Here is a 22,041-nt window from a genome sequence, read left to right as displayed (position 1 = left end):
TCATGACCGTCGACACCGCAGCACCCAGCGTCTTCGACGCAGGCCTGCCCACACTGCACTACGACATCGCCGACACCGTGCACCAGGTCGCCCCGCGGATCCACGAGGCGCGCAAGCGATCTCCGATCGCCCTCGGGCCGTTGGGACCCGAGGTGCTCGGCTACGAACTCGCCCGAGGGATACTTCGCGATCCCCGGTTCGTCTTCCCGCCCGGCATGCACATGACGGCTCGCGGGATAACCTCCGGCCCGCTCTATGACCGGGTGCTGGGCACCATCCTCGGCATGGAAGGCGAGGAACATCGGCGCCTGCGCGGTCTGGTGTCCAGGGCCTTCACGCCGCGGGCGTCCGCGCGCATGGAAGACACCATCGACAGGGTGATCAACGATTTGATCGATCAGGTCGCCGGGGCCGGCCGCTGCGACTTCGTCGCCGACATCGCCCGGCCCTACCCGATCCCGATCATCTGCGCGTTGTTGGGCGCACCACCTGAGGACTGGGAGCAGTTTTCCCTATGGGCGGAGGACATTTTCAAGATCGTGCGGTTCGACTCCGACCTGGCGAACGAGCAGCACATCGTGATGCGGGCGTGGGACGAGTTCGACGCCTACATCGACGACATGATCGCCGAACGGCGGAGCCGGTTGACCGACGACTTGATCTCCGAACTGATCCGCGCGCAGGACGACGGCGACCGGCTGAGCAACGCGGAGATGCGCATGCTGGCGTTCAGCATCCTGTCCGCCGGCACCGACACCACCCGCAATCAGCTGGCCGCGTGCATGCACGCGCTGTGCGATCACCCCGAGCAACTGGCGATGCTCCGCAAAAACCCCAACCTCGCGATGCCGGCCGTCGAGGAATGCATGCGCCATTCGCCCGCGGTCTGTACCACCCTGCGCACCGTCCTCGACGATGTCACATTCGCCGATTACACCTTTCCGGCCGGCACCTTCATTTCAGTGAATACCTTTGCCGCCAACTGCGATCCGGAGGTCTATGCGCACCCGGGCAGGTTCGACATCACCCGCGAGGACCCGCCGCCCATTCTGACGTTCGGCGGCGGTGCCCACTATTGCCTGGGCGCGAACCTCGCCCGAACGGAACTCGCCGGAGCGCTCAAAGTCCTCGCCCGGCGCATGACCAACCCGCGGCGCGTGGCGACGGCGCAGTGGAAACCGATGCTGGGACTGAGCGGGCCGGTCGGTCTGGAGATGGAATTCGACTAGCTCAGCGCGTCGTCCGCGGCCAGCTCCAGGACGTGGATTTCGCCCGTCGCGCCGTCGACCTCGACCAGGGCGCCCGGTGGCAACGACTTGGTCGCCCCCTGAACGTCGACGACACAGGGGAAGCCGAATTCGCGGGCCACCACCGCGGCGTGGGACATCGGGCCGCCCAGTTCGGTCACGACGGCGGCGGCGTAACAGAACGCCGCCGTGTATCCGACGTCGGTGACCTCGGCGACGAGGATCTCGCCGGGCTGCAGGTCGTCGATGGTGTCGGGGCGCACGATGCGTACCCGGCCGCGCACCCGCCCGCCGCACACCCCGACCCCGCGCAGGGTGTCCCCGCCGGCCAGGGCGGGCGACGAGGGCGCGGTTGGCTGCCAGCTTCCGCTGAACACCGTCGGCGGCGCCACCGCGACCAGCCGGCGTTGCTCGGCCCGGCGCCGGGCCACTAGCGCGCCCACATCCGCCGGCAGGGCATCCAGTTCGTCGACGAGCAGATAGAAGACATCATCGGCGGCTTCGAAGACGCCCGACTCGACCGCCCTGCGCCCGTACTCGCGCAGCAGCGTGCGCAGAACCCAGTTGGCCCGCACCACCTTGTCGCGGCGGACCTCACGGTCGCGCAGTTGCTGGGTGGCCAGCACCGCAATTGGCTTGGCGTGCAACGGAATCTGGGGGCGCTGGGGTTGCTGCGCCGACGGCGCGCTCATCGCCCTGGTCACCATCCGGACCAGCAGCTCGGGGTCGTCGGCGTAGCTGGTTGACAGCATCTCGAGCTCGGCGGGCCCACGGTGGCCGATGAGCGCCAGCTCGGCCAGCAGCGCGGCATGGAATTCCGGTGCCTCGACGGCCAGCTTGTCCAGCCGGTCCCCCGGTTCTGCCAGTAGCGCCGTCACTTTCGGATCGCGCTGCGCGGCAACCACCAACCGCTGCATCGCCTCGACCGAACGCGCGCTGACCAATTCGGGCCCACCGGGGGCGGCGACGTCCCGCCCGCACAGACCACGCAGCAGCACGTTGAACGCCGCGCACAGCAGGAATGAGCCGGCGGCCAGCACCCAGCCGTGCACCACCTGGTCCCGCGCCAGAAAGATCAGGCTCAGCAGGCGGCGATCGTCGATTCCGGCGAGGTCACCTTCGGTCAGGCGTTCCAGGCGATCGACGTCGGCAACGAATTCGCGGGTGTCCAGGGGCGCGCCGGCCGACAGGCCGATCAGGTTGACGCCGAATACCCCGATGTTGCGGACGGTGCGCAGTCGCTTGCGGATTCGATCGGTGTCGGAGTGCGGATGTTCCTCACCGAAGATCGGCAGGGCGGCCATGCTGGGGCCGAAAAATCCGCTGTTGCTCACCACCGTCGTGGGCTTCACGAAAGGCACCGTCTCGGCCATGAAATGCGCGGTCGTGATCGCGCCGTACAGGCGGTGGGCGAACACCGCGACCATGCGCATCGCGATTTCGCGCTGGATCGTGCCCCCCGGGCGCAACCGCTCGGCAACGCACACCGCGCTGGCCCGCAGTCCCCGGACCGTCGCCGACGCCGACGCCGGCGAGAACGGGCCGGGTAGTGCCTCCGACAGGTTCGTGGCCAAAAACGTCGGAAAGCGCGGGTCGATCGGTGTGTCGAATTCCCCGTTATCCCCCGCTGCGCCCGCCAAATTCGGCTTGACGCCGTCGTCGCTCGGCGCGTCGACCGAGGGTAGGTCCTGGATGGTGGCCAGGCGCCAGGGCAGCGATATCACCCGCTTGCCCACGGTGACCCGGCCGCGCACGGCCAGCGCGAAATCGTCGATGCATTCGGCGGATTCCCACGCGGGCCGAAATCCCCACTCGTGCTGCAATCGCGAGAGATCCATGAGCGGGGCGCAATGCGCCCGTTGCAGTTCGCCCGGCTCGAAGCCCAGCCTCACGACCGGGCGCCCGAGAGCGGCGGCGATCTGCCGCAAGGTCACCTGTCCGGCAGCGGCGAGATTGACCGGGCCGCTGTCGATTCCACCGTCCACGATTGCCTGGTTGAACAGCCGAAGCGCGTCGTCGAGATGGACGACTTGCATGCGGTGATCGCTGGACCGGGCGGGAAACACCGGTAGCGCCAGCATCCGGCGCACCCAGTTGTCGACGCTTCGGCCGAGAATCAGCGCGGAGCGGATCGCGACCCATTCCGTGCCCGCTCCCGCGACCATGCGTTCGACCTGGGCGTTGAGTTGGCCGTCGACGGTGACCGGGGTCAAGGCATCGTGTTCGGCCTTGGGCGCACCGCCGCCGCCGTAGACGTGCGCCGAAGACGCGAAAACGATTCTCCTGGACCCGGTCTCGACCATCGCGTCGAGCACGTTGCGGGCGCCGTCGATGTTGACCTCGTGACCGATCCGTTCGTCTGGTCCGGGAGTGTTCGCCCACGCGCAGTGCGCAACCACTTCCGCGCCCGCCAGGGCGCGCTTGACCGCGGCGGCATCACGGATGTCGGCGTCGACGAAGTCGGCTGCGCTCGGCCAGCTTTCGGGGCGGTGGCGGGCAAGGCCGACGACATCGTGGCCCTGGGTGAGCAGCCGCATGGCGAGTCCGCGGCCGAGCACTCCGCTGGCCCCGGTGACAGCAATTCTCACTGAATGCCTTTGGTGGTCATAGGTGGCTAGTCGTCGTCGTCCAGCAGCGCCGCGTTGACCAGGTCATCGAGGTCCATGTCGGCGATGTCCTTTTCGGTGGTCGCCGGCGCCGCGGACTGCGCGTTGCCGTTGGATTCGTCGGCCAGCGCCAGTAGCAGTTCCAACACGCCGGCCTGTCGGAGCCGCTTGACCGGAATCGACCCGACGACGCGCTGGATCTCGGCTTCGCCCGGCGCCGCGCCCCCCGGGGTTTGTTCCGACGCCCCCACGAGTTCTCGGTGCATGTAGCCCGCCAGCGCCGCGGAGTTCGGATAGTCGAAGATGAGCGTGGGTGAAAGCGCCAGCCCGGTCGCGGCTTTGAGCCGGTTGCGCATCTCGACTGCGGTCAGGGAGTCGAAGCCAAGCTCCTGGAACGCCCGGTCCGGGTGGATCGCCTCCGGGCTGGAGCTGCCGAGCACGGTGGCGATGTGCGAACGCACCAAGTCCAGCAGTATCGCCTGCTGCTCGTCCTCGGGGAGCCCCTCGAGGCGTTGCAGCAGAGCGGATTTCGACTTGGCGGCGGCCAGCGAGTCGTCGACCTGGCGTCGCGTCGGCGCGTTGATCAGATCGACGAACATGGGCGGCAGCGTGCCCGAGTCGAACTTGACCCGCAGCGCCGCGAGGTCGATGTGGGCGGGCAGCATGAACGGCTCGTCGACGATGAGCGCGGTGTCCATCAGCTCCAGCGCCTGCTCCGAGGACATCGCGACGATCCCGTCCCGGCCGAACCGGGCGAGGTCGGCGGCGCCCAGCCCGCCGGTCATGGCGCTGGCCTGATCCCACAGCCCCCAGCCCAACGAGATCGCCGGCAGGCCGTGGGCGCGTCGATGCGCGGCCAACCCGTCCAGGAACGAGTTGCCGGCGGCGTAGTTGGCCTGTCCCGAGGCGCCCGCCAGGCCGGCGATCGACGAAAACATCACGAAGGCCGACACATCCAGGTCGCGGGTCAACTCGTGCAAGTTCCATGCCGCATCGACCTTGGAACGCAGCACCGCGGCCATCCGCTCGGGATTCAGCGACGTCACCACCGCGTCGTCCAAGACGCCGGCGGCATGGATCACCCCCGTCAGCGGGCGTTGCATCGGGATGTCGGCGATCACCTTGGCCAAGGCCTCGCGGTCGGCGGCATCGCAGGCCACCGCCTCCGCGTGCGCGCCGGCCGCCCTCAGCTCGGCCACGAGCTCCGCCGCCCCCGGCGCATCAAGACCGCGCCGGCTGACCAACACCACGTTCCGCGCGCCGTGGCGGGTCACGACGTGCCGCGCGACCGCCGAACCGGCCATCCCGGTGGCGCCGGTGATCAACACGGTGCCCGCCGTCCACGCGTCCGGCATGGTCATGACGACCTTGCCGACGTGGCGGGCCTGGCTCAGATAGCGCAGCGCGGCGGGCGCACGGCGCACGTCGAATCGGGTCACCGGCAGCGGCCTCAACACGTCTTCGGCGAACATGGCGGCCAGCTCGTCGAGCATCTGGGCGATGCGGTCCGGTCCGGCTTCGAAGAGATCGAAGGCGCGGTAACGCACCCCGGAGTGGTCGCGCGCGACGACCTCGGGGTCGCGGATGTCGGTCTTGCCCATCTCCAGGAACACCCCGCCCGGCGCGACCAGCCGCAGGGAGGCGTCCACGAATTCGCCGGACAGCGAGTCGAGCACGATATCCATCCCGGCCGTGCCGGTCCTGCCGGTGACCGCGCGGAACTTGTCCTCGAACTCAAGGCTGCGCGAATCTCCGATGTGGTCGTCGTCGAACCCCATGGCCCGCAGCGTGTCCCACTTGCCACGGCTTGCCGTCGCGAACACTTCCAGCCCGATCTGGCGGGCCAGCTGGACCGCGGCCATTCCTACCCCGCCGGCGGCGGCGTGCACCAGCACCCGCTGACCGGGCTTCGCGGCGGCCAGATCCACCAGGGCGTAGCGCGCCGTGGCGAACACCACCGAAGCAGTCGCCGCGGCGGTGTGTGACCATCCCGCCGGCACCTTGACAAGCAGGCGCTCGTCGGTTTTGGCGATCGTTCCGGTGCCGTCAGGGAACAGCCCCATGACGCGGTCGCCGACCTCGAAACGCCCGTCCTGCGAGGCGGTTTCGGTGATCACGCCGGCTGCCTCGATGCCCATGATCGCGTCCGGGTCGGGATACAGGCCCAACGCGATCATGACGTCACGGAAGTTGGCGGCGATGGCCGACAGCGCCACCCGCACCTGCCCGGGTCCCAGCGGCGCGTCGGCGTCGGGAATCCGCTCTATCCGCAGATTCTCGATCGTGCCGTAGCTGCTCATGCCCAACCGCCACGGGCCCTGCTCGGGCGGCGTCAGCAGGCCGCCGACCGCGCGGCTGCCGAGCACCCGCGCGGTGTAGACCATCCCGTTGCGCCGCAACGCCTGCGGCTCGCCGACCGCCAACACGGCGGCGATCGCGTCGGGATCCAGCGGCGCGTCCGTGTCGACGAGCACGATGCGGCCGGGGTGTTCGGTCTGCGCCGACCGCACCAGGCCCCACACCGCCGCGCCGGCCAAATCGGTGACGTCCTCCCCGGGCAACGTCATCGCGCCCCGGGTCGCCACCACCAGCGTCCCCGTGACGTCGCGGGACAACCAGGACTGCAGCACCGGCAGCACCGCTCGCGTCGCCGCGTACACCTCGGTGATCACGTCGCCCGACACCGGCTCCGATTCGAACAGCACCACGGATAGTCCGGCCTCGCCGTTGTCGGATTCCGCGGATTCCGGTGCACCCCAAGCGCTTACCGACACCGGCTGCACCGTCGATGTCGGCTGAGCGGACCAAATCAGCTCGAAGAGCCGGTCCGGTCCCGAGTTAGACACCGCGGCCAGGAGCTGCTGATCGGTCACCGGACGGGCCACCATCGATGCCACCGAGAGCACCGGCAGTCCGAGCCCATCGGCCAGTTCGATCGATACCGCCGAGGCGCCCACGGGCATGATCCGGGCGCGCACCGCCGCCGCCCCCGCGGCGTGCAACGACACCTGCTGCCAGGAGAACGGCACCAGTATCGAACCCGGGGCGAGCTCGTCGCTCTCGGACGACAAGATGACCGCGTGCAGCGCCGCGTCCAGCAGCACCGGGTGGACCCCGAACCCGCTCACCGACACCCCGGCGTCGGACGGCAGGGTCACTTCGGCGAAGATTTCGTCGCCACGGCGCCACATCGAGGTCAGGCCACGGAACGCGGGCCCGTACCCGTAACCACGCTCGGCCAGTTGCTCGTACCCGTCGCCGACCTCCACCGGGACCGCACCCACGGGCGGCCACGCGGACAGGTCCGCGCCCGGCTCCACCGACCCCGCGCGCAGCACGCCTTCGGCGTGCAACGACCAGCCCGAGCCCGCTTCGGCGCGTGAGAACACCGACACCGCGCGCGCACCCGAGTCGTCCGGGCCACCGACCACGACCTGAACCGCGACCGAGCCACCGGCCGGGAGCACCAGCGGCGCGGCCAGATTCAACTCGTCGAGGATTCCGCAGCCCACCTCGTCGCCGGCGCGGATGGCCAACTCGACGAATCCCGCACCCGGGAACAGCACGACACCGCCGACGGCATGATCGGCCAGCCAGCCTTGCGTACCCGGCGACAACCGACCGGTCAACACCACCCCACCCGACGCCGGCAGTTCGACCACCGCGCCCAGCAGGGCGTGTTCGCCGGGGGCCAGGCCCAGACCCGCGGCATCGGCGGGGGCATCGTCGCGCGAGAGCCAAAAGCGCCGCCGATCAAAGGCATACGTGGGCAGTTCGACGAGATTCGCCGTGCCGATGGCGCCGCGCCAGTCCACCGCCATGCCGGCGACGAACCCGTGCGCGACGGCGTTGACCAGGGCCGTCGGCTCCGGCCGGTCCTTGCGGAGCGCGGACATCGTCGTCACCGGGTTGTCGGCCAGCGTTTCCTCGATCGACGCCGTCAGACCGCTGCTCGGGCCGACTTCGAGGAATCGGTTGCCGCCAGCCGCATGGACGAATCGGACGCTGTCGGCGAATCGCACCGCCTCGCGGACGTGCCGCTTCCAGTACGCCGCGGTTCCGAAGTCATCGGTGGCCAGCCCGCCGGTCACGTTGGACACGATCGGGATGGTCGGCTTGCCGATGGTCAGTCCCGCCGCCACGGTGCCGAATTCGTCGATCATGGCGTCCATCAACGGGGAGTGGAACGCGTGCGAGACGGCGAGTTGATGGACGCGGCGGCCCTCGGCGCGGAGCTGGTCCGCGATCGCGGTCACCGCGCCTTGCGTTCCCGAAATCACCACGGAGGCAGGCCCGTTGACGGCAGCGATGCCCACGCTGTCTTGTTCGGAGGGCACGAGCAGCGGCCGCACCTCGTCTTCGGTGGCCTGCACGGCGACCATCGCCCCGCCCGAAGGCAGCGCCTGCATGAATCGGCCGCGGGCGGCGACGAGGACGGCGGCGTTCTTCAGCGACAGGACGCCGGCGGCGTGGGCGGCGGACAGCTCGCCGATCGAATGGCCCATCACGAAGTCGGGGTGTATGCCCCAGGATTCGAGCAGCCGGAACAGCGCGACTTCCACCGCGAACAGCGCCGGCTGCGCGAATTCGGTGGTGTTCAGCAGGCTTTCGTCGCTGCCCCAGATGACGTCGCGCAGGGGGCGCAGCAGGTGCTGGTCCAGTTCGGCCAGGACGGCGTCGAAGGCCTCGGCGAACATCGGGTACGCGTCGTGCAATCCCCTACCCATGCCGAGTAGTTGGGAGCCCTGACCGGGGAAGACGAACACGGTCTTGCCGCCGGGCGCCGCCGTCCCGCGAATGATTGATTGGGCCAGTTCGTCTGCGGCCAGCTCGTCCAGCCCGGCCAGCAGGCGGTCACGGTCGTCGGCGACGATGACGGCCCGCTGTTCGAAGGTCGACCGGCCCGCCAGCGTCCAGCCCACATCGACGGCGTCCAGATCCGGGTGGGCGCGCAGATGGGTCGCCAGCCGGGCAGCCTGAGACCTCAACGCCGACGGCGATTTCGCCGACACCACCCACGGGAGGACCGGCACCTCGGGGCGCTCGGTGACCTGAACGGTTTCGGCGGGGGCGGCCTCGATGATCACGTGGGCGTTGGTGCCGCTGATGCCGAACGACGACACCCCGGCCCGCCGCGGACGATCCGCACCCCACGGCTGGGCCTCGGTGAGCAACGACACCGCACCCGCCGACCAGTCGACATGCGGGCTGGGCTCATCGACATGCAGTGTCGCGGGCAGCGTTTCATGGCGCATGGCCTGCACCATCTTGATCACACCCGCCACACCCGCGGCGGCCTGCGTGTGACCCATGTTCGACTTGATCGACCCCAACCACAACGGCCCGCTAGTACCCCGATCCTGCCCGTACGTGGCCAACAACGCCTGCGCCTCGATCGGATCACCCAGCGTGGTCCCAGTGCCGTGCCCTTCCACGACGTCGACCTCCGACGCGGCCAGGCCCGCGTTGGCCAGCGCCGCACGCACCACCCGCTGCTGCGAGGGACCGTTGGGCGCAGTCAGCCCATTGGAGGCACCGTCCTGATTGATCGCCGAGCCCCGCACCACCGCCAACACCGGATGACCCAACCGCTGCGCATCCGACAGCCGCTCCACCACGAGCATGCCGCCGCCCTCGGAGAATCCGGTGCCGTCGGCCGCGCCGGCGTACGCCTTGCACCGGCCGTCGACGGACAACCCGCGCATGCGGCTGAACTCGACGAAGATGTCGGGCGTCGCGTTGACCGTGACGCCGCCGGCCAGCGCCAGATCGCACTCCCCCGAACGCAGCGACTGCACCGCCATGTGCAACGCCACCAACGACGACGAGCACGCCGTGTCCACCGACACCGCCGGACCCTCCAGCCCCAGCACATACGACACCCGCCCCGAGGCCACACTCGAGGACTGACCGGTCAGCCGGAAGCCCTCCGCGGTGGGCGCGGCGTCGATGCCGTAGCCCTGCGTGTACACGCCGGCGAACATGCCGGTGGCGCTGCCACGCAGCGCGCCGGGTTCAATTCCCGCCCGCTCCAAGGCTTCCCAGGACAGCTCGAGGAACATGCGTTGCTGCGGATCCATCGCCAGGGCCTCACTCGGCGCGATGCCGAAGAAGGCCGGATCGAAATCCGCGACACCGTCGACGAAACCGCCGGTCCGGGTGTAGCAGGTGCCCGGGACGTCGGGATCCGGGTTGTACACGCCGGCCAGATCCCAACCGCGATCGGTCGGGAAATCGGAGAGGACGTCGCGGCGCTCGGTGAGCATCTGCCACAGATCCTCGGGGGAATTCACCCCGCCGGGATAGCGGCACGCCATGCCGACGATCACGATCGGATCGTCCTCGGTGGCGCGCGCGACCGGGGCGTGCTTGATCTCCTGCGGGGCCCCGGCGAGTTCGGTGCGGATGTAGCCGGCCAGGCCGTTGGGTGTCGGGTAGTCGAATATCAGCGTGGGCGAAAGCGCCAGTCCCGTCGCGGTTTTGAGCCGGTTGCGCATTTCGACCGCGGTCAGCGAGTCGAAGCCCAACTCCTGGAACGCCTTGTCCGGGTCGATCGCCTCGGCGGAGGTGTTGCCCAGCACGGTGGCGATGTGGGAGCGCACGAGGTCCAGCAGCACGGCGTGCTGCTCGGCCTCGGACAGGCCGTCGAGGCGATGCGCCAGAGCCGATTTGGACTTCGCGGCCGCGAGCGAGTCGTCGACCCGGCGCCGCGTGGGCGCGTTGACCAGGTCGGTGAACATCGGCGGCACCGCGACCGCGTGGGCGCGCAGCGCGCCGAGATCGATGCGGGCGGGCGCCAGGAAGGGTTCGTCGACGATCAATGCCGTGTCGAACAGTTCCATGGCCTCGTCCGAGGACAGCGCCAGGATCCCGTCGCGGCCCAGCCGGGCGAGGTCGGCGGCGTCGAGCCCGCCGGTCATGGCGCTGGCCTGGTCCCACAGGCCCCAGCCCAGCGAGATCGCCGGCAGCCGGTGCGCGCGCCGATGCGCCGCCAGCGCGTCGAGGAACGAGTTCGCGGCGCCGTAGTTGCCCTGGCCCGACGAGCCCACCAGCCCGGCCATCGAGGAAAACATCACGAACGCCGACAGATTCAGGTCGCGGGTCAGTTCGTGCAAATTCCAGGCCGCGTCGATCTTGGCCCGCAGCACCGCGTCGATCCGCTCGGGTGTCAGCGAGGTGAGCATCGCGTCGTCGAGCACGCCGGCCGCGTGGATCACGCCGGACAGGGGCCGAGTCGCCGAGAGTTCGGTGATCACCGCGGCCAGCGCCGTCCGGTCGGCCGCGTCGCAGGCGATCACTCGCGCCCGGGCGCCGGCCGCTTCCAGCTCGGCGATCAGCTCGGCGGCTCCCGGCGCGTCCGGTCCGCGCCGGCTCAGCAGCGCCAGGTCCTCGACGCCGTGGTGCGCCACCAGGTGACGCGCCAGCGTCGATCCCGCCATGCCGGTCCCGCCGGTGATCAGCACGGTGCCCGAGGCCAGGCCGGCACCCGGTCCGGTAGGCACAGTCATGACGACCTTGCCGATGTGGCGGGCCTGGCTCAGATACCGCAAGGCCGCGCGACCGCGCCGCACGTCAAAGGTGGTCACCGGCAACGGTTTCAGGACCCCGGCGTCGAACAGGCCGGCGAGCTCGATCATCCACTGATGCATGCGGGGACGTCCGGGCTCGAACAGGTCGAAGGCGCGGTAGCGGACGCCCGGGTATTCCTGGGCCACTGCGCCCGGGTCGCGGATGTCGGTCTTGCCCATTTCCAGGAACATGCCGCCGGGGGCGACCAGGCGCAGGGAGGCGTCGACGAATTCGCCGGCCAGCGAGTCCAGCACCACGTCCATGCCGGCCCCGCCGGTGACCGAGCGGAACTTGTCCTCGAACTCGAGGCTGCGGGAGTCCGAGATGTGGTCGTCGTCGAAGCCCATGGCCCGCAACGTGTCCCATTTGCCGCGGCTCGCGGTGGCGAACACCTCCAGGCCGAGGTGCCGGGCGAGCTGGACGGCGGCCATCCCGACCCCACCCGCGGCGGCGTGCACCAACACTCGCTGCCCGGGCTGGACCTCGGCCAGGTGGATGAACGCCATGTAGGCGGTGGTGAAAACCGCTGAGATGCCGGCGGCTTCGGCGTAGGACCAGTCGGCCGGCTTGCGCTGCAGCAGACGGACGTCGCCGGGCACCAGGGTGCCGCTGCCGTCGGGGAAGAAGCCGTACACCGAATCGCCGACCTCGAATTCGGTGACTCCCGGTCCGACCTCGACCACGACTCCGGCGCCTTCGCCGCCGAGCAGCGCCTCGTGGGTGAACATGCCCAGGGTGATCATGACGTCGCGGAAGTTGGTGGCGATCGCGCGCAGGGCCACCCGAACCTGACCCGGCTCCAGCGGAGCGTCGGCGTTGGGAACCGGCTCGAGTTGCAGGTTTTCGAAGGTGCCCGCGCTGCTGATGCCCAGCCGCCAGGGGCCGCTTTCCGGGGGTGTCATGATGCCGTCGACCGCACGGCTGCCCCGCACCCGTGCGGTGTGGGCCTTGCCGTCGCGCAGCAGCACCTGCGGCTCGCCGACGGCGAGAGCGGTCGCTATCGCGCTATCGTCCAGCGCGACATCGGAATCCACCAGCACGATCCGGCCGGGATGCTCGGTCTGCGCCGACCGGACCAGCCCCCACACCGCCGCGCCGGCCAGGTCGGGGACGTCCTCCCCCGCCAGTCCCATCGCGCCGCGCGTCGCGACGACCAGCACCCCGGAGTCGTGCTCGGACAGCCACGACCGCACGGCGGCCAGGGCCTCATGCGTGCGACGATACGATCCCGTGACCGGGTCTTCCTCGGCCGCAAGGGATTCGAAGACTTCGTGCGGGGGCGTCTCGCCCGCGCCGGCGGTCGCCGGCGACCACTCCACCTCGAAGAGCCGGTCGGGACCCGAGGCCGACACCGCCGCGCGCAGCTGCCGCTCGCTCACCGAGCGCGCCACCATCGCGCGCACCGACAGCACCGGCAATCCGAGGCCGTCGGCCAGTTCGATCGACACCGCACTGGCCGCGGCCGGCGCGATCCGTGCGCGCACCGCCGACGCGCCCGCGGCGTGCAGCGATACGCCCTGCCAGGAGAACGGCAACACCACTTCGTCGGTGTGGTCGGCCATTTGGTGCCCGATGACCAGCGCGTGCATGGCCGCGTCCAGCAGCGCCGGGTGAACGCCGAACCCATTGACGCTCCCGGCGGCGTCGGGCAGCCGCACCTCGGCGAAGATCTCGTCGCCGCGCACCCAGGCCGCGGTCAGGCCCTGGAACGCCGGGCCGTAACCGTAACCGCGGGTGGCCAATTGCTCGTAACCGTCGGCCGGGTCGACCGCGACGGCGCCCGCCGGCGGCCAGGCCGACAGGTCCGCGCCCGGCTCGACCGAGCCGGTGCTCAGTGTTCCCTCGGCGTGGCATACCCAGCCCGAACCGGTGTCCGGCCGCGAGAAGATCGACACGACGCGCTGACCGGTTTCCGCGGCCGGACCCACCACGACCTGCACGGCCACCGATCCCGCTCCGGAGCCCTTGGCGGGCAACATCAATGGCGCCTGCAGGGTCAGTTCGTCGACCGTCGAACACCCGACTTCGTCGCCGGCGCGGATCGCCAATTCCACAAAGCCGGCCCCGGGGAACACGACCGCACCGGACACGGCGTGGTCGGTCAGCCAGCCCTGCAGGCTGGGCGACAGGCGGCCCGTCAGCACGACCCCGCCCGAGGACGGCAGTTCGACCACTGCGCTCAGCAGCGGGTGCTCGCTGGCTCCCAGGCCCAGGCCGGTGGCGTCGGCCGCGGCTCCTTCGCCGGACAGCCAAAACCGCCGGCGGTCAAAGGCATACGTGGGCAGCTCGACGAAGCCGGCCCCGTCCAGCACACCACGCCAACCCACGCTCACTCCCGCGACGAACGCGGTGGCAGCGGACGTCAGGAATCGGTCGAGCCCGCCGTCGTCGCGGCCCAGGGTCGGAATGACCTTGGCTTCGGAGGCCTCGGCGTCGCGGCCGGCATGGTGGTTGGCGGTGTCCTCGATGCCCGCGACCAGGGCCGGGTGCGGGCTGGATTCGATGAACGTCCGGTATCCGTGCTCGCTCGCGCTCCGCACGGCCTGGTCGAACTGCACGGTCTGCCGGATGTTGCGATACCAGTAGTCGGCGTCCAAACCCGCTGTGTCCAGGCGGTTTCCGGTCACGGTGGAAAAGAAGGCGATGCGCGAGGAACGCGGCTCGATGCCGGACAGCGCCTGGGCGAGGTCGTCGCGGATCGCCTCGACCTCCACCGAGTGCGAGGCGTAGTCCACGTCGATGCGCCGGGTCCGCAGTTCGAGGTCGGCGCAGAACCCGACGAGTTCGTCGAGCGCGGCCACGTCGCCCGACACCACGACCGCCGACCGGCCGTTGACGGCGGCGATGCTGACCCGACTACCATAGGGCGCCAACAACTCCCGGGCCCGCTCGGTGCTGCAGGCGATCGACAGCATGCCCCCGGGGCCGGCCAGCGAGCGCAGCAGCTTGCTGCGCAGCGTGACCACCCGGGCGGCGTCTCGCAACGACAAGGCTCCGGCGACGTAGGCCGCGGCGATTTCGCCTTGCGAGTGGCCGATCACCGCGTCCGGGCTAACCCCGACCGATTTCCACAGCTCGGCCAGCGACACCATCACCGCGAAGAGCACCGGCTGCACCACGTCGACGCGATCCATTCCCGGTGCGCCGGGTGCGCCGCGCAGCACGTCGATCAGCGACCAGTCGACGAATTCGGAGAACGCCTCTTCGCACGCCTGGATCTGTTGTGCGAATACCGGTGCGGTATCGAGCAGTTCGATGCCCATGCCCAGCCATTGGGAGCCCTGTCCGGGGAAGACGAACACGGTCTTGCCCGCCGGCGTCGCGATGCCCCGCAGGACGGTCCCGGTCGGGTCATCGTTGGCCAGCTCGTCCAGCCCGGCCAGCAACCGGTCCCGGTCGTCGGCGACGATGACGGCCCGATGCTCGAACGTCGCGCGACCGGCCAGCGTCCATCCCACGTCCGCGACGTCCAATTCGTCGTGGGCACGCAGGTATTCGGCCAGCCGCGCCGCCTGGGCCGCCAGCGCCCTGGCCGATTTCGCCGACAACGCCCACGGCACCGCGGGCACCGTGGGCACCGTGGGGCGCTCGGTGACCTCAACGGTTTCGGCGGGTGCGGCCTCGATGATCACGTGGGCGTTGGTGCCGCTGATGCCAAACGACGACACCCCCGCCCGCCGCGGACGATCCGCACCCCAGGGCTGGGCCTCGGTCAGCAACGACACCGCACCCGCCGACCAATCCACATGCGGGCTGGGCTCATCGACATGCAGTGTCGCGGGCAGCGTTTCATGGCGCATGGCCTGCACCATCTTGATCACACCCGCCACACCCGCGGCGGCCTGCGTGTGACCCATGTTCGACTTGATCGACCCCAACCACAACGGCCCGCTAGTACCCCGATCCTGCCCATAAGTCGCCAACAACGCCTGCGCCTCGATCGGATCACCCAACGTCGTCCCGGTGCCATGCCCCTCGACCACATCCACCTCGGCCGCCGACAACCCCGCATTGGCCAACGCCGCACGCACCACCCGCTGCTGCGAGGGACCATTGGGCGCGGTCAACCCATTGGAGGCACCATCCTGATTGACCGCCGAACCCCGCACCACCGCCAACACCGGATGACCCAACCGCTGCGCATCCGACAGCCGCTCGACGACCAGGATCGCCCCGCCCTCCGACCAGCCGACGCCGTCGGCCGCGCCGGCGTACGCCTTGCATCGCCCGTCGGGTGCCAGTCCCCGGTGCCGGCTGAATTCGACAAAGACCGTCGGCGTGGCGTTGACGGTCGCGCCGCCGGCCAGCGCCAGATCGCACTCCCCCGAACGCAGCGACTGCACCGCCATGTGCAACGCCACCAACGACGACGAGCACGCCGTGTCCACCGACACCGCCGGACCCTCCAGCCCCAGCACATACGACACCCGCCCCGAGGCCACACTCGAGGTCATGCCGGTCAACCGGTAGCCCTCGATCTCCTCGGCGAGCATGCCGTAGCCCTGCACGATGAGCCCCGCGAACACCCCGGTGGCGCTGCCACGCAGGCCGCTGGGGTCAATCCCGGCCCGCTCCAACGCTTCCCAGGACAGCTCCAGCAACATCCGGTGCTGGGGATCCATCGCCAGGGCTTCACTGGGCGCGATGCCGAAGAAGGCCGGATCGAAATCCGCGACACCGTCGACGAAACCGCCGGCGTTCACATAGCACTTGTGGCGGGCGTCGGGATCGGGGTCGTACAGCGCCCCGAGGTCCCATCCTCGGTCGGCGGGAAACTCCGAGATCACGTCGCGGCCGTCGGCCACCATTTGCCACAGCGACTCGGGGCTGTCGACGCCGCCGGGAAAGCGGCAGGACATGCCGACGATCGCGATCGGCTCGCTTGACCGCTCCAGTAGCGCGCGATTGGTGCGCTTCAGGCGTTCAACCTGGACCAGCGCTTTCCGCAGCGCCTCGGTCGCATGCTGGAGTTGGTCCACCATCACTAAACCTCGCCCTAACCCTCACCTAATGTCTGGCCGTCTTGTCCCGCCGGCTGCGGTTGTCGCCGATTCACGGGATTCGCTGCACGAGGCGACGCCGTGTTTCGTTCGACCAGCGTCGTGCAGCTTTCCGACCCAAGAATGTTGCTGGTGAGTATGGCCAACTCCGACTGGATTTCAAAACGTCCGCTGCTCCCGATTGCTACAGGAGGACCGGCTTGGACAGGTGCGGCGCCCGCTCAGGCGAGGTGCGCCGCGCCCAGCCCGGTGAACTCGATGGACCACGGCCCGCTGCAGACGTGGCCCGTGGTCCATGGCGAGACTGTACCCGTCTAGCCATAGTCGGTGGTCAGGCGCAGTGTCAGACACCCGCTCGGCGCCAGCCGTCGGCGGCGCGGGCCGCGTGGATCAGCGCGTCGCATAACTGGCGCAGTTCGGTGGCCTCGGCGCCTTCCTCGAGGGCGGTGGCGACATCCTCTGCGGCGCACCGCACCTGGTAGACGCGGTCGGAGAGGTCGGCCGCGTCGTCGGCCGACAGCACCACCGCGTCGTCGGGCACCGCCGCAGCGCCGTGCCGGTTCAACGAGGCACGTTGCTCGTAGGCCCGCTGCCGGCACGACTGCCGGCAGTACTGGCGGCGGCGGCCCATCCCCACGTCGGCGACGTCTCGACCGCACCAGCGGCAGGGCTGCGGGTGGGTACGGCGACTCACGCCTGCCGACTTTAGTCGGGGATCTCCTGCGATCCCGGTATCATTGAAGGTCGCGTCGCGTACGCCGGCTGTACGCCGGGAACTGCGCAGATCGCCACAGCGTTGCTAATCGAGAGAGAATTGCACCACAGGGGGCCGCAGGGCTCCGAAACGACTTAAAGGAGTAGCACCCATGGCTGATCGCGTACTGAGAGGCAGTCGCCTCGGAGCCGTGAGCTACGAGACCGACCGCAACCATGACCTGGCGCCGCGCCAGCTCGCGAAGTACCGCACCGAGAACGGCGAGGAGTTCGAGGTCCCCTTCGCCGACGACGCCGAAATCCCCGGCACCTGGCTGTGCCGCAACGGGCTGGAAGGCACCCTGATCGAGGGCGACCTGCCCGAGCCCAAGAAGGTGAAGCCGCCGCGCACGCACTGGGACATGCTGCTGGAGCGCCGCTCGGTCGAAGAACTCGAAGAGCTGCTCAAGGAGCGCCTCGAGATCATCAAGACCCGTCGACGGGGCTGACCGCGCGGTTTAGCTGCGGTTGTCCGCCCTGGTGGCCCGCGCGCCCGACCGGCGGCCCTGAATGCCCCATCGGGTCACTTTGACCAGGGCTTCGCGGATGTTGGATCCGCTCATCTTGGACACGCCGAGCTCGCGTTCGGTGAACGTGATGGGCGCCTCGACGATGGTGAACCCGTTGCAGATGGTCCGCCACGTCAGGTCGATCTGGAAGCAGTAGCCCTTGGAGTCGACGCCGTCGAGGTCGATCGCCTCGAGGACCTCGCGCCGGTAGGCGCGGTAGCCGGCGGTGATGTCGTGCACCCCGATGCCCAGCGCCAGCCGCGCGTAGGTGTTGGCGGTCCAGGACAGCGCCCACCGCCGCCAGGGCCAGTTGCGCACCGTCCCGCCGTCGACGTAGCGCGAGCCGATGGCCAGATCGGCGCCGCCGTCGACCGCGTCCAGCAGGCGGTGCAGCTGTTCGGGGGCGTGGCTGCCGTCGGCATCCATTTCGACGAGCACCGAGTAGTCACGGCTCAGTCCCCAGGCGAAGCCCGCCAGGTACGCCGCGCCCAGGCCGTCCTTGGCGGTGCGGTGCATGACGTGCGTGCGACCGGCGTCGGCCGCGGCCAGTTCCTCGGCCAGCTGGCCGGTGCCGTCGGGGCTGCTGTCGTCCACGATGAGCAGGTGCACGTGCGGGCACGCGTCCTTGAGCCGCCGGTGGATCACCGGCAGGTTCTCCAGCTCGTTGTAGGTCGGGATGATCACCAAGACGCGCTGGCTGGGACGATTGCCCGGGGCGTGGGGCGCCGGCTGGCCGGTGGTCATGTAGCTCCTCTGTGTCGCCCGAATTGAAAGCAAGTCGGCCGTCCCCGGGTGGGACGGAGTGTCGTCACCCGCCGTTGTCTGCCGGCGTGCGATCCCCGCCCTCGTCGGGCGCGGTGTCTGAGTCGTGCTCGTCGGGCGGGGATGTGCCCGGGGTCGCACCGGCCGTTTTGGAAGGACGTGCCGATCGACCCGAGGACCTGGTCCTGAGACGACTCGGACGCGGGAACCATCCATTGTGCCGTATCCCTGCCAAAATGACCGCCCCGGCCGCTGCCGCCATGATCCACTGCAACAGCGGCGCCCAGCGGGTTGCCGGCGTCAACTTGGTCTTGAGGCGCACCGGCATGTCCAGGTAGGCGGGCTGGAAGAAGTCGGTACGCGCCAACTCGCCGCCGTCGGGGGCGATCACGGCGCTGATCCCCGTCGTGCCCGCGACCACCACGTATCGGTCGTGTTCGACGGCCCTGACCTTGGCGAACGCCAGCTGCTGTTCGCTCATCGTCTTGTTGAAGGTGGCGTTGTTGGCCGGCACCGTCAGCAGCTGGGCGCCGCCCAGGACCGCGTGCCGCGGGACGCGGTCGAAGATCACTTCCCAGCACGTCGCGACCCCGACGGGGACCCCCGCCATGTGCACGACGTCACTGCCCGGCCGGGGCACCATGCTCCCGGCGCGGCCGGCGTACCCGGACAGATGCTTGAACAGCCAGGGCATCGGCAGGTACTCGCCGAACGGCTGGACGATTTCCTTGTCGTGGCGTTCGGCCGGGCCGGTGGCCGGGTTCCACACGATCATCGTGTTCGTGTAGTGCGGATCCTCCGGGGGGCGTCCGGGGACTTCGAGCACGCTGCCGATCAGGATCGGGGCGCCGATCGCGGCCGCGGCCTGCGATATCTCCAGCGCGGCGTCCGGGTTCACCAGCGGGTCGATGTCGGATGAGTCCTCCGGCCAGATCACGAATTGCGGTTGCGGCGCGGCCCCGGCGCGCACGTCGTCGGCCAGCGCCAGCGTCTCGCGGACATGGTTGTCCAGCACCGCCCGTCGCTGCTCGTTGAACTCGAAACCCAGCCGCGGCACATTGCCTTGCACCGCGGCGACGGTCACGGACGGCTCGCCTCCCGAGCCGGTGCCGGCGTGCCGCACCTGCGGCCAGACCATGGCCGACGCGAACAGCACCAGGCAGATGCAGACGCCGGGCAGCACCACCGCGGGCGGCGGCGGCTCGGTTTCCGCTCCCTCGGCCGCGCCGCGCACCGGGTGGCCCGCGCGCCACCACTTCACGATCTCCCGCGCGATGGCGGTCGCGCTGAAACCCACCAGCATGATGGCCATGGACAGCAGCGCGACGCCGCCGAGCTGAACCAGCGGCAGGAACGGTCCGTGCGTCTGGCCGAACGCCACGGAGCCCCAGGGGAAGCCGCCGAACGGGAAGACCGACTTCAGCCATTCCTGTGCGGCCCACAGCAGCGCGAACCAGATGGGCCAGGCGGGCAGCCGGCGCACGACGACGGCGCACAGACCGAAGGCGGCGGGAAACAGCGCCGACACGGCCGACAGGGCGACCCACGGCACGGAACCGACCAGGAGCCCGACCCACGGCAACAGCGGCAGGTAGAAGGCCAGGCCGAACAGGAACGCGTAGCCCAGCCCGCCCGCCGGCGTCGTCGCGGGATCGGTCAGCACCCACGCCAGCAGCGCCGCGGCAATCACGGCAGCCCACCACCAGTTCAGAGTCGGGAAGCTGGCGCACAGCAGCAGGCCGCCCACCACGGCGCAGATCAGCCGGGTCAGCCGGGGCAGCAGTGCGGCCTGGGCGGCGGGCAGCCTCGCGATCACCGCGGTCACCAGCCCGGTCGCCGCCCGGCGGGCCACGGTCCCCAGTCGGTCGGTCAGCCGCGCGCGCTCGCGGGGCCGTTTCGGGTGCGCGTCGGCGGGCTCGTCGTCGCGCTCGGATTCGGCGTCGTCGCTGATCGGGTCGGGCCGTTCCTCCACCGGGTCGGCGGCGGCGGTTTGGTCCGGTTCGTCTTGGTCCGGGGGCTCCTCACCGCCCGACCAGTGCCTAGCCATGGATGACAGCGCCCCGATGCACGGTTCGCCGGCACCGCGGCAGGGCGTCGTCCGGGCCCAGGCGCGGCAACGCGGGCACGCGGGACCGCGGGTCGGTCGACCACCGCTGCACGGTGTCGCGCGGGGCGTGCACCTCCAGCGCCCCGGCATCCCAGATGGCGTACGACGCCGGCGCACCCGGCGTCAGGGTGCCCGCCTTGCCGTCGCGGTCACCGGCCCCGCGCCAGCCACCGCGGGTGGCCGCAGCAAACGCGGCCCGCGCCGAGACGGCGCTGCCCGCGGTGCGATGGTTGACGGCCGCGCGCACGCTCATCCACGGGTCGAAAGCCGTCACCGGGGCGTCGGAACCTAGCGCGAGGGGCACGCCTTGGGATGCTAACAGCGCAAACGGGTTGAGCCGACTGCCCCGCTCGGCGCCGAGCCGGCGCGCGTACATGCCGTCGGCGCCGCCCCAAAGGGCGTCGAAATTGGGCTGCACGCTGGCGACGACGCCCCAGTGACCCAGTTTGGTGGCCTGCTCGGCGTCGATCATCTCGACGTGCTCGAGGCGGTGCCCGCAACGCGCGACGGCGACCGGCCCGAGGTCCGCGGCGACCCGCTCGAAGGCGTCCACGACGGTGGCGACGGCGGCGTCCCCGATGACGTGGAACCCGGCGGTGATCTCGGCCTCGGTGCACGCCCGCACGTGGGCCTCCACGGCGTCGGCGTCCAGATAGCAGGTGCCCGCGCGGTCCGGCGCGTCGGCGTAGGGCTCGTGCAACCAGGCGGTGCGCGACCCGATCGCGCCGTCGACGAACAGGTCACCGGCCAGGCCGCGCGCCCCGGTCGCGGCCATCAGCTCGCGGGCCTGCGCCGGGGTGCGCACCGCCTCGCCCCAGTAGCCGATCACCTCGACACCGTGCTCGAGAGACCGCAGCTGCAACCAGTCGTCGATCCCGCCGATCTGGGGACCGGCGCACTCGTGCACCGCGACGATGCCAGCCGCCGCGGCGGCCTCGAGCGCCGCGGCGCGGGCATCGGCGAGCTGCTCGGGGGTCAGCAGGGCGCGGGCGGCGGCGCGCACCAGATGGTGCGCGTCGCCGGCAAGGGGCCGCTGCTCACTGAAGCCGGGCGCCGAAGGAAGTTCCGCGACGAGGCGTCGCAGGCCCGTCGAGGCCGCCGCGGAGTGCACGTCCACGCGTGCCAGGTAGGCGGGTCGGTCGCCGAGAACGGCGTCGAGGTCGCTGGTGCCGGGCGGGGTGTTGTCCGGCCACGAGGTTTCATCCCACCCGTGCCCCCATACCGGTTGGCCGGGGTGGGCGGCGGCGTAGTCGGCGACCATCTGAATGCATTGCGCGCGCGAGCCGGCCCGGCGCAGGTCCAGCCCGCTCAGTGTCAGGCCGGTCGCAGTCAGGTGAATGTGGCTGTCGACGAATCCCGGCGCCACGAAACCGCCGTCGACGTCTTCGACGTCGGCATCGGGAAACATGCTGCGCCCCACCTCGTCGCTGCCCAGCCAGGCGATGACGCCGCCGCGGACCGCCATCGCGGTCGCGTCGGGGTGCGAGG

Annotated in this window: 6 protein-coding genes and 1 pseudogene; 2 read left to right on the top strand and 5 right to left on the bottom strand. The window is 70.3% G+C overall.

The genetic code is table 11. From position 1 onward, the window contains the following. Positions 1-2: 2 nt before the first annotated feature. Entirely contained in the window at positions 3-1,229 is a 1,227-nt protein-coding gene (locus OCQ_RS11310; RefSeq protein ID WP_014384627.1) for a cytochrome P450, read from the top strand. Here the strand turns inward: OCQ_RS11310 and OCQ_RS11305 are convergent. From OCQ_RS11305 to OCQ_RS26885, 3 genes are all read right to left on the bottom strand, one after another. Further along, entirely contained in the window at positions 1,226-3,835 is a 2,610-nt protein-coding gene (locus OCQ_RS11305; RefSeq protein ID WP_041784970.1) for a sugar epimerase family protein, read from the bottom strand. The two genes, OCQ_RS11310 and OCQ_RS11305, sit on opposite strands and share 4 nt — an antisense overlap. 26 nt (positions 3,836-3,861) lie before the next feature. Next, positions 3,862-16,404 (bottom strand): type I polyketide synthase, encoded by a 12,543-nt coding sequence (locus tag OCQ_RS11300; RefSeq protein ID WP_041785585.1) that lies wholly within the window; start codon positions 16,402-16,404, stop codon positions 3,862-3,864. A 361-nt stretch (positions 16,405-16,765) separates the two neighbouring features. Next, positions 16,766-17,116, bottom strand: a complete 351-nt coding sequence (locus OCQ_RS26885) for a hypothetical protein (RefSeq protein ID WP_026071594.1) — start codon at positions 17,114-17,116, stop codon at positions 16,766-16,768. 172 nt (positions 17,117-17,288) lie between these two features. On the opposite strand from OCQ_RS26885, the gene OCQ_RS11290 reads away from it, so the two are divergent. After that, complete coding sequence (locus OCQ_RS11290; RefSeq protein ID WP_007770897.1) at positions 17,289-17,624, top strand: RNA polymerase-binding protein RbpA; 336 nt, start codon at positions 17,289-17,291, stop codon at positions 17,622-17,624. A gap of 9 nt (positions 17,625-17,633) precedes the next feature. Here the strand turns inward: OCQ_RS11290 and lnt are convergent. Then, positions 17,634-20,493, bottom strand: a pseudogene (gene lnt, locus OCQ_RS11280) (apolipoprotein N-acyltransferase). After that, positions 20,486-22,018 (bottom strand): amidohydrolase, encoded by a 1,533-nt coding sequence (locus tag OCQ_RS11275; protein ID WP_085976846.1) that lies wholly within the window; start codon positions 22,016-22,018, stop codon positions 20,486-20,488. The pseudogene lnt and the gene OCQ_RS11275 overlap by 8 nt, the downstream one beginning before the upstream one ends. Between the last annotated feature and the right edge of the window lie 23 nt (positions 22,019-22,041).

Origin of the sequence: Mycobacterium paraintracellulare (genome assembly GCF_000276825.1) — a bacterium.
GTDB lineage: Bacteria > Actinomycetota > Actinomycetes > Mycobacteriales > Mycobacteriaceae > Mycobacterium > Mycobacterium intracellulare.
This window is presented reverse-complemented; position numbering and strand designations above follow the sequence as displayed.